Source organism: Stenotrophomonas sp. 14P6.2.3 (assembly GCF_057799055.1).
Genome location: NZ_JBYOLA010000018.1, coordinates 48,997 through 63,424, shown reverse-complemented (window position 1 = coordinate 63,424; position 14,428 = coordinate 48,997). Strand labels below are relative to the sequence as shown.

The 14,428-nt window shown below is 66.8% G+C and carries 11 protein-coding genes; 6 read left to right on the top strand and 5 right to left on the bottom strand.

Going from position 1 to position 14,428, the window contains the following annotated elements:
• Positions 1-10: 10 nt before the first annotated feature.
• From AC27VL_RS14530 to AC27VL_RS14515, 4 genes are all read right to left on the bottom strand, one after another.
• Positions 11-325 carry an NHLP-related RiPP peptide gene (locus AC27VL_RS14530; RefSeq protein WP_165781032.1) on the bottom strand — a complete coding sequence of 105 codons (315 nt, stop codon included), beginning with the start codon at positions 323-325 and terminating at the stop codon, positions 11-13.
• Between the two features lie 221 nt (positions 326-546).
• Positions 547-2,529, bottom strand: a complete 1,983-nt coding sequence (locus AC27VL_RS14525) for an acetyl/propionyl/methylcrotonyl-CoA carboxylase subunit alpha (protein ID WP_488767095.1) — start codon at positions 2,527-2,529, stop codon at positions 547-549.
• Between the two features lie 26 nt (positions 2,530-2,555).
• Positions 2,556-4,166, bottom strand: coding sequence for a carboxyl transferase domain-containing protein (locus AC27VL_RS14520; RefSeq protein ID WP_488767093.1), 1,611 nt, complete (start codon positions 4,164-4,166; stop codon positions 2,556-2,558).
• Between the two features lie 8 nt (positions 4,167-4,174).
• Complete coding sequence (locus tag AC27VL_RS14515) at positions 4,175-5,338, bottom strand: isovaleryl-CoA dehydrogenase (RefSeq protein WP_089241527.1); 1,164 nt, start codon at positions 5,336-5,338, stop codon at positions 4,175-4,177.
• 160 nt (positions 5,339-5,498) lie between these two features.
• Here AC27VL_RS14515 and AC27VL_RS14510 point away from each other — a divergent pair, with 160 nt between their 5' ends.
• The 3 genes from AC27VL_RS14510 to AC27VL_RS14500 all read left to right on the top strand — a co-directional run bounded on the left by AC27VL_RS14510 (position 5,499) and on the right by AC27VL_RS14500 (position 8,480).
• Entirely contained in the window at positions 5,499-6,107 is a 609-nt protein-coding gene (locus tag AC27VL_RS14510) for a TetR/AcrR family transcriptional regulator (protein WP_089241525.1), read from the top strand.
• Between the two features lie 205 nt (positions 6,108-6,312).
• Positions 6,313-6,831, top strand: a complete 519-nt coding sequence (locus AC27VL_RS14505) for a c-type cytochrome (protein WP_088100772.1) — start codon at positions 6,313-6,315, stop codon at positions 6,829-6,831.
• Positions 6,832-7,040: 209 nt separating this feature from the next.
• Positions 7,041-8,480 (top strand): ExeM/NucH family extracellular endonuclease, encoded by a 1,440-nt coding sequence (locus AC27VL_RS14500; RefSeq protein WP_488767090.1) that lies wholly within the window; start codon positions 7,041-7,043, stop codon positions 8,478-8,480.
• A 316-nt stretch (positions 8,481-8,796) separates the two neighbouring features.
• On the opposite strand, the gene AC27VL_RS14495 is transcribed toward AC27VL_RS14500, so the two are convergent.
• The gene (locus AC27VL_RS14495) at positions 8,797-9,654 is read right to left on the bottom strand and encodes an EamA family transporter (RefSeq protein ID WP_488767088.1); all 858 of its coding nucleotides are present in this window, start codon (positions 9,652-9,654) and stop codon (positions 8,797-8,799) included.
• 43 nt (positions 9,655-9,697) lie between these two features.
• Between AC27VL_RS14495 and AC27VL_RS14490 the strand changes: the two genes are divergently transcribed.
• The 3 genes from AC27VL_RS14490 (at position 9,698) to AC27VL_RS14480 (ending at position 14,390) form a co-directional block, all read left to right on the top strand.
• Positions 9,698-10,369, top strand: coding sequence for an alpha/beta hydrolase (locus AC27VL_RS14490; protein WP_100554413.1), 672 nt, complete (start codon positions 9,698-9,700; stop codon positions 10,367-10,369).
• A complete protein-coding gene (gene zapE / locus AC27VL_RS14485; RefSeq protein ID WP_191078472.1) occupies positions 10,366-11,466 on the top strand; it encodes a cell division protein ZapE in 1,101 nt (366 codons plus the stop codon). The genes AC27VL_RS14490 and zapE overlap by 4 nt, the downstream gene beginning before the upstream one ends.
• 512 nt (positions 11,467-11,978) lie before the next feature.
• Positions 11,979-14,390, top strand: a complete 2,412-nt coding sequence (locus AC27VL_RS14480; protein ID WP_100554414.1) for a ribonucleoside-diphosphate reductase subunit alpha — start codon at positions 11,979-11,981, stop codon at positions 14,388-14,390.
• Positions 14,391-14,428: the final 38 nt, after the last annotated feature.

Below are 14,428 nucleotides of genomic sequence, written 5' to 3'. Positions count from 1 at the left end.
GGAAGCCGGGTCAGGCCGCGTGCTTCATCACCGCCGGCGACAGCACCGTACCCAGCTGCTCCGACTCGAACATGAAGGGGACATTGAAGGGGCCGCCGCAGATCAGCGATGCCACCAGCTGGGAACGGACGGCGGAAAACTCTTCCTTGCTGGCCAGCACGCCATGGATTGCACACGGGCTGCCACCCGCCATCGGCTGCAGGCCATGTCGAACCAACGCTGCACTGGGATCAACGGAGAATTCGTTGCGGAACGCGTCATCGTCGCACAGCAGATCGAGCAGGCGTACGGCGTTGTCGGTGGACAGCGGGGGCTTTCGGTACATGGTGACTCCTGTGATAGCCGAAGTGATGGATGCGCCGCAGAGCGGCAAACGAAGACTATCAGCAGGCGGCGACGTGCTGAAATGATCAAGGCACTGTATGTGCCGCGACGACAGCGCGTTGAAGGTTGTCCGCGAAGCGACGCCCTGCAAGGCAGTCTGTGGTCCGCAGGCGCAAGACGCCCAACGATTTGTGAGCCGGGCTGCGCCCGGCTCACCATTCATCACACCGCTTCGAAATCCACCAGCACCGCACCATCACCCACCTGGTCACCCGCCTTGGCGCGATAACCCTTCACCGTGCCATCGGCCGGTGCCTGCAGGGTGTGCTCCATCTTCATCGCTTCCAGCACCACCAGCGGCGTGCCGCGCTTCACCTGCGTGCCTGCCGCCACCAGTGTCGCCACGATCTTGCCGGGCATCGGTGCCAGCAGGCTGCCGGCGTCGGCGCTGGCCTGTTCCGATTCGCCCACCGGGTCGTGCAGGGTGAAGCGGTGCTGGCCATCGTCGCCGAATAGGTACAGCTGGTCGCCATCGCGCTGCAGCTGCAAACGCCAGCGACGCTCGTCCAGCTGCACCGACAAGGTGTGGCCATCGGCACGGCCGACGACCTGCTTCGGTGCGGCGTCATCGCACTGCACGCGCCAGCCATCGGCCGTGACCCACACCTTCAGCGTGTGCGCCCGCTCTCCCTGCTGCAGCGGCACCACACGCGCGGTAGGCGCGCCCAACCGCCAGCCATCCTGTGCCTGCCACGGCGAATGCGGGTCGCGCACATCGGCGGCAGCGGCCGGTGTGCTTGCTACCGCGGCGATCGCTGCCAGTTCCCACAGCGCCTGCTCACCGTCACCGGTCACCGCCAGTGCGGCCTGCTCACGTTCGATCAGCGCGGTATCCAGCTTTGCGTTGGCGAACGAATCGGTGTGCAGCAGGCGGCGCAGGAAGCCGGCATTGGTGGTCACGCCCACCACCTGGCAGTCGGCCAGTGCCTGGCTCATGCGCCGCAGCGCGGCGTCGCGGTCCACGTCCCAGACGATCAGCTTGGCGATCATCGGGTCGTAGTACGGGGTGATGCTGTCACCTTCCTCCACACCGGTGTCCACCCTTACGTTCGCCGACGGGGTCGGCAGACGCAGGCGGCGCAGGGTGCCGGTGGACGGCAGGAAGCCACGGTCGGCATCTTCGGCGTACAAGCGCGCTTCGAGGGCATGGCCGTGGATGGTCAGTTCGTCCTGGCGCTTGGGCAGCGGCTGGCCGGCGGCCACGCGCAGCTGCCACTCCACCAGGTCAGTGCCGGTGATGAATTCGGTGACCGGGTGTTCGACCTGCAGGCGGGTGTTCATTTCCATGAAGTAGAAATCGCCGTCCGGGCCGGCGATGAACTCCACCGTGCCCGCACCCACGTAGCCCACCGCGCGCGCGGCATCGACCGCGGCCTTGCCCATCGCGGCGCGGCGGTCGGCGCTCATGCCCGGGGCGGGTGCTTCTTCCAGCACCTTCTGGTGGCGACGCTGCACCGAGCAGTCGCGCTCGAACAGATACACCGCCTCACCATGGCCGCCGCCGAATACCTGGATCTCGATATGGCGCGGGCGCTCGACATACTTCTCGACCAGCACGTGGTCGTTGCCGAACGCCGAGGCGGCCTCGCGCTGGCAACTGGCCAGCGCGTCGACGAAGTCCTCGCTGCGCTCGACCTTGCGCATGCCCTTGCCGCCGCCGCCGGCGCTGGCCTTGATCAGCACCGGGTAGCCGATGCCATCGGCCTGGGTGCGCAGGAACTCCGGCGCCTGCTGGTCACCGTGGTAGCCCGGCGTCAGTGGCACGCCGGCCTTGGCCATCAAGGCCTTGGCCGCGCTCTTGTCGCCCATCGCGCGGATCGCACTGGCGGGCGGACCGATGAAGGTGATCCCCGCTGCGACGCAGGCGTCGGCGAAGTCGGCGTTCTCGGACAGGAAGCCGTAGCCGGGATGGATGGCCTGCGCGCCGGTGCGGCGTGCGGCATCGAGGATCGCATCGCTGCGCAGATAACTCTCGCGCGCGGCCGCCGGGCCGATGTGGATGGCTTCGTCGGCCAGGCGCACATGGCGTGCATTGCGGTCCGCATCGGAATACACCGCCACGGTGGCGATGCCGAGGCGGCGGCAGGTGGCGATGACGCGGCAGGCGATCTCGCCGCGGTTGGCGATCAGGACTTTGCTGAACATGGCAACAGACTCGGTCATGGCACAGGTCACATGCGGAACACGCCGAAGCGCGTCTGCTGCGGGGGAGCGTTGAGGCTGGCCGACAGGGCCAGGGTCAGTACCCGGCGGGTATCGACCGGATCGATCACACCGTCGTCCCACAGCCGCGCACTGGCGTAGTACGGGTGGCCCTGCTGTTCGAACTGGTCGCGGATCGGTGCCTTGAACGCGTCCTCTTCCTCGCCCGGCCACTGCCCGCCCTTGGCTTCGATGCCATCACGCTTGACCGTGGCCAGCACGCTGGCCGCCTGTTCGCCGCCCATCACGCCGATGCGTGCGTTCGGCCACATCCACAGGAAGTTGGGCGAGTACGCGCGGCCGCACATGCCGTAGTTGCCGGCACCGAACGAGCCGCCGATCACCACGGTGAACTTGGGCACCTTGGCGCAGGCCACCGCCATCACCAGCTTGGCGCCGTCCTTGGCGATGCCGCCCTGTTCGTACTTGCGACCGACCATGAAGCCGGTGATGTTCTGCAGGAACAGCAGCGGAATGTTGCGCTGGGTGCACAGCTCGATGAAGTGCGCGCCCTTCAGTGCGGACTCGGAGAACAGGATGCCGTTGTTGGCGATGATGCCGATCGGATAGCCATGCAGATGGGCGAAGCCGGTCACCAGCGTGGCGCCATAGCGCGGTTTGAACTCGTCGAAACGCGAACCGTCGACCAGCCGCGCGATCACCTCACGCACGTCGTACGGCTTGCGTGTATCGGCCGGGATCACCCCGTACAGTTCGTGCGCCGGCAGCAGCGGTTCTTCCACCGGCTGCAGCGCCATCGCTGCTTCGGGCTTGCGCCAGTTGAGCTGGGCGATGATCGCGCGTACCCGTGCCAGTGCCTGCAGGTCGTTGTCGGCCATGTGGTCGGCCACGCCGGAAATACGCGTGTGCACGTCGGCACCGCCCAGCTCTTCGGCCGTCACCACTTCACCGGTAGCCGCCTTCACCAGCGGCGGGCCACCGAGGAAGATCGTGCCCTGCTCGCGCACGATCACCGTCTCGTCGCTCATCGCCGGCACATAGGCGCCACCGGCGGTGCAGCTGCCCATCACGCAGGCGATCTGCGGAATGCCCTGCGCCGACAGGTTGGCCTGGTTGTAGAAGATGCGGCCGAAATGATCGCGGTCGGGGAACACTTCATCCTGCAGCGGCAGGAAGGCGCCACCGGAATCGACCAGGTAGATGCACGGCAGGTGGTTCTGCTCGGCGATCTCCTGCGCGCGCAGATGCTTCTTCACCGTCACCGGGTAGTAGGTGCCGCCCTTGACCGTGGCATCGTTGGCCACGATCACGCACTCCACGCCACTCACGCGGCCGATGCCGGCAACCACGCCAGCGGCGGGCACGGCATCGTCATACATGCCGTGCGCGGCCAGCGGCGCGATTTCCAGGAAGGCGCTGCCCGGATCGAGCAGGGCATCGATGCGGTCGCGCACCAGCAGCTTGCCGCGTGCGGTGTGCTTGGCGCGCGCCGCTTCGCTGCCGCCAAGGGCGGTGCGGGCGAGGGTGGCGTGCAGGTCGTCGACTACTGCCTGCATCGCCGCGCGGTTGCTTTCAAACGTATCGCTGCCCGGTTGCAGCTGGCTGCCTAGGATGCTCATGGGGTGCCTTACAGGGTGCGCTGGAACAGTTCGCGGCCGATCAGCATGCGGCGGATCTCCGAAGTGCCGGCGCCGATTTCATACAGCTTGGCGTCGCGCCACAAACGGCCGGTCGGGTATTCGTTGATGTAGCCGTTGCCGCCGAGGATCTGGATCGCCTGGCCGGTCAGCCAGGTCGCCTTCTCGGCGGCGTACAGGATCGCGCCGGCCGCATCCTGGCGGGTGGTGCGGCCCTGGTCGCAGGCGCGCGCCACCGCATACACATAGGCGCGGCAGGCACCCAGGCCCACGTACATGTCGGCGATCTTGGCCTGGATCAGCTGGAAGCTGCCGATCGGTTCACCGAACTGGTGGCGTTCGTGCACGTACGGCATCACCACGTCCATCGCTGCAGCCATCAGGCCCAGCGGGCCGCCGGACAGCACCACGCGCTCGTAGTCCAGGCCGGACATCAGCACGCGCACGCCGCCACCGACCGCGCCCAGCACGTTCTCTTCAGGAATCTCGCAGTCCTGGAACACCAGTTCGCAGGTGGGCGAGGAGCGCATGCCCAGCTTGTCCAGCTTCTGCGCGGTGGAGAAACCCTTCATGCCCTTCTCGACCAGGAAGGCGGTGATGCCCTTGGCACCGGCCTCTACATCGGTCTTGGCGTACACCACCAGCACGTCGGCGTCGGGGCCATTGGTGATCCACATCTTGTTGCCGTTGAGCACGTAGCGGTCACCGCGCTTGTCCGCGCGCAGCTTCATCGACACCACGTCCGAACCCGCGCCGGGTTCGCTCATCGCCAGCGCACCGATCTTTGCGCCGCTGCACAGGTCCGGCAGGAAGCGCTGCTTCTGCGCCTCGGTGCCGTTCTTGCGCAGCTGGTTCACGCACAGGTTCGAATGCGCGCCGTAGGACAGGCCGATGCCGCCGGAAGCACGCGAGACTTCTTCCATCGCCACCACATGGGCCAGATAGCCCATGCCGGTGCCGCCGTATTCTTCTTCCACGGTCAGGCCCAGCAGGCCCTGCTCGCCCAGCTTGGGCCATAGTGCCAACGGGAACTGGTTGGTCGCATCGGTCTCGGCCGCGAGCGGCGCGATCTCGGCAGCGGCAAAATGGGCCACGCTCTGGCGCAGCAGGTCGATATCTTCGCCGAGGTCGAAGTTCAGGGATGGCACGTGCATTGCGATGGCTCCACGAGGGAAGGTGGGGAATGGACGCACCCGGAAGGGGGAAGCGGGCAGCTGTTCACAGCAGCAGCCCGCGCGGGCGATTGGACCCCAGCGTAGCGGGGTTCGGGTAAGAAGTGAATACAAATTCAAAAATTGAAACTAGACTCAGAACATGGCCTATAAACGCTCAGCATTGATGGAAGAACGCCTGGCCGGGGCCCGTGAACGGATCCTGCTGGCCACCCGCGAACTGGTCGCCACCGGCGGCTGGCGCAACGCGCCGGTAACGGCCGTGGCAACCCAGGCCGGGGTCTCCACCGGCTTGATCTACCGCCACTTCCCGTCCAAGGCCGAGCTGTTCGTGGAAGTGCTCAACGCCGCCGTGGCCCACGAGGTGGCGATCATGGAGCGCATCGCCAGTGCGCCCGAGCCGGCCAGCGTGCGCCTGCGCCAGGCCATCACCGCCTTTGTCCGCCGTGCCCTTGCCGGTCCGGGTCTGGCCCACGCCTTCATCGTCGAGCCGGTGGACCCGGACGTGGAAGCCGAGCGCATGCGCGGCCGCCGTGCCTTCGGTGATGTGTTCCTGCGCCTGGTGGAAGAGGGCGTGGCAGCCGGTGAGCTGCCGGCACAGGACGCGCACGCCGCCGCCGCCTGCCTGGTGGGGGCCTTCACCGAAGCGATGGTCGGCCCCACCGCGCCCAGCCGCGAAGCGCACCGCGACGAGGACGCGCTGGTCGAGGCCATCTGCAGTTTCTGCCTGCGGGCTGTTGGCGCAGGGTGATGCCGCTGTTGCGGGTGCCGGGCGACTTCTGCCGCGCTTCGCGCTCGCCGGGCGCGGCCCGGCGCTACCCGCATGCGGCCACGGCCGCATGCTGCGCCGCACCAGCCCTGACGCCTGTTGTCGGGCGCGGCGTGCGTTCTATACTCGGCCCATCACGCAGTCGCTCAGCCGTGGTCCAACGACTATCAGCCAGGGGTAACGAAGAGTGCGGAATTACGATCTGGAGTTCCTGAAACGCTTCTCCATGGTGATCGCGCTGTTGATGGCCATCACCCTCGGTCTGATCCTCCTGGCCGCGTTCATCCACACCCGGATTCCGCCCGAGGTGTCGCCTACCGCCGCCAAACGCACCGAACAGCGCATTTCGCCCACCGGCGCGGTGTACGCCGGCAGCACCGGCGCGGCCGCGCAGGCTGCAGCGCATGCCGCCGCGCTGGCCAAGGCCGCCTCGCAGGTGGCCTACGGCGGTACCAAGGACGGCAAGGTGATCTTCGACAACCTGTGCACCGCCTGCCATACCACCGGCGTGGGCATGGCGCCGACGCTGGACCACTCGCACTGGGACAAGCGCCTGGCGCAGGGCAAGGACACTCTCTACAAGCACGCCATCGAGGGCTACACCGGCCCTGACGGCGGCATCATGCCGCCCAAGGGCGGCAACCCGGCGCTCACCGAGGAGCAGATCCACGCCACCGTGGACTGGATGCTGGGCAATCTGAAATAGCGCGCGGCCGCATCCACGCATGGCGTGGATCTACTGCGGATACGCGTGCCCGCTCAGGTGGCCGGCAACCACGTATCGCACAAAGGTCATGAGGTTGCCGGCCAGCGGCCGGCACTCCCTTTGCCCACCAAGGCCGAAACCCCGCTGCGCAGGCGGGGTTTCGCATTTCAGGGTTAGTCTGTGCGCCTCTTCCGTGGAGTCGTCTGTCGATGCGTCGCCGTTCCCTCGCCCTTGCCCTGTCCCTGCTGCTGCCGGCATCCGCTTTCGCCCAGGCCCAGCCGCAGGTTGCGCCGACCCCGGCGCCCGCGCCGCGCAGCCCGGCCACCGTCACCCTGGCCGCCGCGCCGGCCGACTGGCGTGCACTGGAGGGCCAGCACGTGCGCATCGCCGCGCCGCTCACCCTGGCCGGCACCGATGGCCTGGAACGCTTCGGCCAGCTCACCGTCGCCTTCGATGGCCGCCTCTGGCAGCCGACCGAAGTGGCCGTGCCCGGCAGTGCCGGTATCGAACAGGTGATGGCCGACAACCAGCGCCGCCGCTTGGTGCTGGACGACGGCAGCGATGCACGTGACCCGGCCAGCGTCGCCTATCTGCCGGGCAACCCGGTGCTGCGTACCGGCATGCAGCTGCGCAACGTGGAAGGCACCGTGCGCGTCGATGCGCAGGGCCGCCCCAGCCTGCAGGTCGACGGCACATTGAAGCTGCCGGAACTGCAGCGGCCGGCCGTGCCGAGCGTGCCCGGCAGCCTGCATATCGCCGCCTTCAACCTGGAGAACTTCTTCAATGGTGACGGCCAGGGCGGTGGATTCCCGACCCTGCGCGGCGCGCGCACGCTGGACGAGCACAAGGCGCAGGTCGGCAAGCTGGTCGCCACCGTCAACGCGCTGGGCGCCGATATCGCCGCGCTGATGGAACTGGAGAACGACGGCTACGGCCCGCAGTCGGCCATCGCTGAACTGGTAAACGCACTCAACGCCGGTCTCGCGGCCGACAAGCAGTGGGCGTTCGTCGATGCCGGTGAAGGCCCCGGCAGCAATCCGATCCGCGTCGGCATCATCTACCGCAGGAGCGAATTCAAGCCGCTCGGCAAGCCGCTGACCAAGCTCGACGGTCCCTTCGTCGAACACAGCCGTGCACCGCTGGCACAGGCGTTCCAGGGCAAGGGCGCGCCATTCATGGTGGTCGCCAACCACTTCAAGTCCAAGGGCTGCCGCGAGGCCAGCGGCGCCGACGCCGACCGCAATGACGGGCAGGGCTGCTGGAACGCCACGCGTGTGGAATCGGCCAGGCAGCTCAACACCTGGGTGCAGGCCGAAGCCGCGCGCATGAAGGTGACGGACGTGGTGCTGATGGGCGACTTCAACGCCTACGCCATGGAAGATCCGATCCGCACCCTGCACGACCTCGGCTGGCAGGATGCCTTCAAGGTAGCGAAGGTCGAACAGCCCTACAGCTACGTCTACAACGGCTATAGCGGCCGCCTCGATCACGCGCTGCTCAGCCCGACGATGGCCAAGCGCCTGCGTGGCGCTGCCGAGTGGCACAGCAACGCCGACGAGCAGGACGCCAGCGGCTACCAGGGCCGCAACGTGCAGGGCCCATGGCGCAGCTCCGACCACGACCCGCTGCTGCTGGGCTTCGACAGATAACCCGGCGCCGGGAATCTGCCTGGGTGGGTGCGGACCTTGGCCCGCACTGACCCTGCTGTTGCTTTTGATCTTCCCGTCCGCCTTCAAGCGAGCCGAGCATCGCAGGGGAATCAAGGGCGAAGAGGCGCCGATGTCTGAGCGCAGCGAGTTTGGCGCCGTCCCCTGATTCCCCGAGAAGCGCAGGGTACCGGTGCACAGCACCGGCTCGTGGTCGGCGGAGCGTTTCTTTGGTTACTTTCTTTGCGCGCAAAGAAAGTGACACCTCTCCGCGGTTGCGGAAACGATTCGCCGGGGATGGCCCGGCGCTACCGATGTCTTACCCCCAGGCGATCAAACCAATCGCCAGCACTGCCAGCGCCAGGCCGGCACGATTCCAGCGCGTGGTCGCCTCGCCGAAGGCGAACACGCCCACCAGCGCACCCAGCACCACCACGCCGATGTTCATGCCGGCGAACACGGTGGCCGGACTGTCCGGCATCGACTGGTGCGCATGCACGTAGAACAGGATGTTGCCGCCGTTGAGCAGGCCCAGCAGCGCGCCGGCACCGAGGTTGCGCCAGGCCAGGCGGCTGCGCCCACTGAAATGCCGCCACAGCTGCAGCGCCAGCATCAGCACGAAGGCCACGCTGAAACTGGCCAGCACCGCCGCCATCGACGGCGTGCCCGACAGCGCCACCTGCTTCAGCAGCACATCCACCACCGCAAAGCCGGCCCACACGCCCAGCAACCAGCCCCAGCCGCCGGCGGAAGCGGCCACTGCGGGGCCGCGTGGACGCAGGCTGATGGCCACCATCGCCAGCAGGCCCAGGCCAAGCCCGGCCAGCTTCCACGGCGTGGCGGTCTGCCCGAAGAACAGGAATGCCGCTGCCAGCGACAGCAGCAGCGACAACCGCTGCGCCACATCACTGCGGACGATGCCGGCCACCGCCACCGCGCGGCCGAGTACCAGGAAGATCGAGGGCAGCATCACCGCCAGCGCCAGCAGTGAAACCCACGGTGCATGCGGTGCGCGCAAGGCATCCAGCGGCGGCTGCAGCACCACTGCCGTCATCGTCGCGGCGACCAGATAGTTCCAGGTCACCATCTGCGCAACATCCAGCTGGCGGCGTCCGGCCACCTTCAACAACACCGAAACCAGCACACTGCAGATCACGGCCAGGGACAGGTAGAGCATGGGGCGGGCACAGGGCAGCGGCGGGGGACGCTATCATGGTGCCATGCACAAGCCCTCGTTCCCCGTCGCCCCCGGCGAAACCGCCTGCATCTCACTGGAAGGCCCGGTTGGCCCGCTGGAAGTGCTCGTCGACCTGCCCAAGGCCGATGTGCCGGTGCAGCCGATCGTGGCCGTCATCTGCCATCCGCTGTCCACCGAAGGCGGCACCCTGCACAACAAGGTGGTCACCATGACCGCCACCACCCTGCGCGAGCTGGGCATCGCCACGGTGCGCTTCAACTTCCGCAGCGTCGGTGGTTCTGCCGGTGAATTCGACCATGGCGTGGGCGAGCAGGAGGACCTGAAGGCCGTCACCGCCTGGGTCCGCCAGCAGCGTCCCGACGACCGCCTGTGGCTGGCCGGCTTCAGCTTTGGCGCGTTCGTTTCGCTGAAGGCCGCTGCCGAACTGCAGCCCGAAGCGCTGATCTCGATCGCGCCGCCGGCGGGCCGTTGGGATTTCGGCGGCATCACGCCGCCGGCGCGTTGGCTGGTGATCCAGGGCGAGCAGGATGAAATCGTCGACCCGCAGGCCGTCTACCAGTGGCTGGACACCCTCGATGCGCCGCATGAGCTGGTGCGCATGCCGGACACCAGCCACTTCTTCCACCGCAAGCTGATCGACCTGCGCGGCGCGCTCACCCACGGCGTCAAGCATTGGCTGGGCACGGCGGCATGAGCGAGGTGGAACTGACCCCGACGCAGCGCTACGCGGTCGGGGTGGAACGCGGCGATTGGCAGAACGACCCGGCCCAGCATGCGGCCCTGGCCGAGCTGGACCGGATCCACCTAGCCCTGGTGGACAGCGCCGAGGACGGCTGGCTGGACCGCCTGTCCTCGTTCTGGAAGAAACCCGAGCCGGTCAAGGGCCTGTACTTCTGGGGCGGCGTCGGCCGCGGCAAGACCTTCCTGGTCGACCTGTTCTACGACGGCCTGCCGATCAAGCAGAAGTACCGCACCCACTTCCATCGCTTCATGCGCAGCGTCCACGAGCGCCTGCGCGAGCACCAGGGCCAGAGCGACCCGCTGGCGAAGATCGCCCAGGAATGGCGCAGCAACCTGCGCGTGCTGGTGCTGGACGAGTTCTTCGTCACCGACATCGGTGATGCCATGCTGTTGGCGCGCCTGCTGGAGCGGATGTTCGCCGAGGGCGTGACCCTGGTCACCACTTCCAACACGGCGGTGGAAAACCTGTACCTCAACGGCCTGCAGCGCGAGAGCTTCCTGCCGGCCATCGGCCTGCTGCAGCGCTACTGCGTGGAGCTGTACGCCGAGGGCACCGAGGACTACCGGATGCGCGCGCTGACCCGTTCGCCGGTGTACCGCGCGCCGCTGGCCGCCGACAGCGACGCCTGGCTGGCCACGCGCTGGGGCGAACTGAGCGGCGGCCAACCGGCCAAGGCCGGCAACATCGAGATCGAGAGCCGCAAGATCCCGGTGCGCGCGCGTGGCAAGAGCATTGCCTGGTTCGACTTCGCCGCCCTGTGTGAAGGCCCGCGTGGGCCGTCGGATTACATCGAGATCGCGCACGAGTTCAACACCGTGCTGCTGGGCGGCATTCCGGCCTTCGACCGCCTGAATGAGGATGCCGCGCGCCGCTTCGTCAACCTGATCGACGAACTGTACGACCGCCACGTCAACCTGGTCTGCACCGCCAGCACCTCGCCGGTAGAGCTGTACACCGGTACACGCCTGCAGGGCGCGTTCGAGCGCACGGCCTCGCGCCTGATCGAAATGCAGAGCGCCGAGTACCTGGGCACCCCGCACCGGGCGTGAGGGGTAGTGCCGGCCGTCCACCGGCTGCCCACTGGCTGCCCACCACCTATCCACAGAGTTGTCCCTCGCCTGCATGGCCCTGTCATGTGAAGCTGTCATTGTTCCGCTGGTGGGGCGCTGATTACCGCCACCACGACGCTTTTCGGGCTTGACTGCGCAGCCCGATCCAGCAGGTCCAAAGCGTCCAAACCGGGCGCCGATGGCACGATCCTTGCGGCGCAAGGGATTGCCGAATTTCACTACATTTGGCGTTGACGGACCCCACTACCCCCACTATCTTGTGGCTGTCGGTTGTGGGGACCCCAAGCCGCCGGGTCCATGGAAGGGATCGCCGGAGCCTCCGGTGATACGCCCTCCATGCCCGCAGCGGCACCGGTCAGCACTGCCAGCAGCAGCCACAGGCGCAGGTCTCAATTCCTGCGACACCGGTCTGCCACCCTGGGGTGTCACGTCCCGGGCCGCGTCATCCGATGCACCGAGCCACCATCCATCACGCCAAGAGGACACACGCCGTGACCACCGAGACCAGCGCCACCATCGAGAAGGAAAGCGAATTCCTGTTGACGTCGCCGCCGACGTCCAACGCGATGAGTGTGACCAAGCGCAATGGCACGACCGAACTGGTGGATCTGAACAAGATCGTCCGCGCGGTGCAGCGTTCCTCTGAAGGCCTGCACGCCGTCGATCCGATGCGTGTGGCCACCCGCACCATTTCCGGCCTGTACAACGGCGCCACCACCCAGGAGCTGGATGAACTGTCCATCCGCACCGCGGCGCTGCTGATCGGCGAAGAACCCGAGTACGGCCGTCTGGCCGCGCGCCTGTTGGCCAACTTCATCGCCAAGGAAGTGTCCAACCAGGAAATCCACGCGTTCTCGCAGTCGGTGGGTCGTGGCCACGAAGTGGGCCTGATCAACGATCGCCTGCTGAACTTCGTGCAGACCAACGCACGCAAGCTCAACGATGCCATCGATATCTCGCTGGACCTGAACTTCGATTACTTCGGCCTGCGTACCCTGTACGACCGCTACCTGCTGCGCCATCCGCACACCCGCAAGGTGATCGAGACCCCGCAGCAGTTCTTCCTGCGCATCGCCAGCGCGCTGAGCGAGGACGTGCCGGAAACCCTGGCGCTGTACAAGCGCATGGGCAACCTGGACTACCTGCCGTCCAGCCCGACCCTGTTCAACTCCGGCACCACCCATGAGCAGCTGTCCTCGTGCTTCCTGCTGGACTCGCCGCAGGATTCGCTGGAATCGATCTACTCCAAGTACGGCGACATCGCCCAGCTGTCCAAGTTCTCCGGCGGCATCGGCGTCAGCTACACCCGTGTGCGTTCGCGTGGCTCGCTGATCAAGTCGACCAACGGCCATTCCAACGGCATCGTGCCGTGGCTGAAGACCATGGATTCGTCGGTGGCTGCGGTGAACCAGGGTGGCAAGCGCAAGGGCGCGGCCTGTGTGTACCTGGAAACCTGGCACGCCGACATTGAGGACTTCCTCGAGCTGCGTGACAACACCGGCGACGAATCGCGCCGTGCGCATAACCTGAACCTGGCCAACTGGATCCCGGACCTGTTCATGAAGCGTGTCGAATCGGACCAGGAATGGTCGCTGTTCGATCCGCGCGTGGTGCCCGAGTTCACCGACCTGTTCGGTGAAGCCTTCGAGGCTGCCTACCTGCAGGCCGAAGCACAGGGCAAGGCCAACCGCACCATCTCCGCACGCAAGCTGTACTCGCGGATGATGCGCACCCTGGCCGAGACCGGCAACGGCTGGATGACCTTCAAGGACAAGTGCAACCGCGCCAGCAACCAGACCCTGCGCGCCGGCAACGTGATCCACCTGTCCAACCTGTGCACCGAGATCCTGGAAGTCACCTCGGCCGAAGAGACCGCGGTGTGCAACCTGGGTTCGATCAACCTGGGCAACCACTTCGACGGCAACGGCGAGTTCGATTTCGACAAGCTGGCCGACACCGTGCGCCTGGCCGTGCGCCAGCTGGACCGCGTGATCGACCTGAACTTCTACCCGATCGAATCGGCACGTCGCGGCAACCTGCGCTGGCGTCCGGTCGGCCTGGGCTGCATGGGCCTGCAGGACGTGTTCTTCCGCAAGCGCCTTCCGTTCGATGGCGCCGAAGCCCGCGCGCTGTCGAAGAAGATTGCCGAGACCATCTACTTCCACGCGCTGGAAACCTCGGTGGAACTGGCCCAGGAACGTGGCAAGCATCCGTCCTTCGCCGACACCCGTGCGGCCAGCGGCGAGCTGCAGTTCGATGCCTGGAACGTGGTGCCGGAAGATGCCGCACGCTGGGATGCCCTGCGTGAGCGCATCAAGGAACACGGCCTGCGCAACTCGCTGATGATCGCGATTGCCCCGACCGCGACCATCGCGTCCATCGCCGGCTGCTACGAGTGCGTGGAACCGCAGGTGTCCAACCTGTTCAAGCGCGAGACCTTGTCCGGTGACTTCCTGCAGGTGAACCGTTACCTGGTGAACGAGCTGAAGAAGCTGGGCCACTGGACCCCGGAAATGCGCGATGCGATCAAGCTGGCCGACGGCTCGATCCAGGCCATCACCCAGATCCCCGAAACGCTGCGCCACGTCTATCGCACCGCGTGGGAGCTGCCGATGCGTTCGCTGATCGACATGGCCGCCGACCGTGGCGCCTTCATCGACCAGTCCGCCTCGCTCAACCTGTTCATGGAAAGCCCGAGCATCGGCGCGATGTCGTCCATGTACATGTACGCCTGGAAGCAGGGCATCAAGACCACCTACTACCTGCGTTCGCGTCCGGCCACCAAGATCGCCAAGACCACGGTCAGCCACGTGGCCAGCGTTGCACCGGAAAAGGTGTTCAGCCCGGAAGAGGCCATCGCCTGCTCGCTGGAGAACCCGGAAGCCTGCGAGGCCTGCCAGTAATACGCGGCACCGCCGCGTGGTAGTGCCGGCCGCTGGCC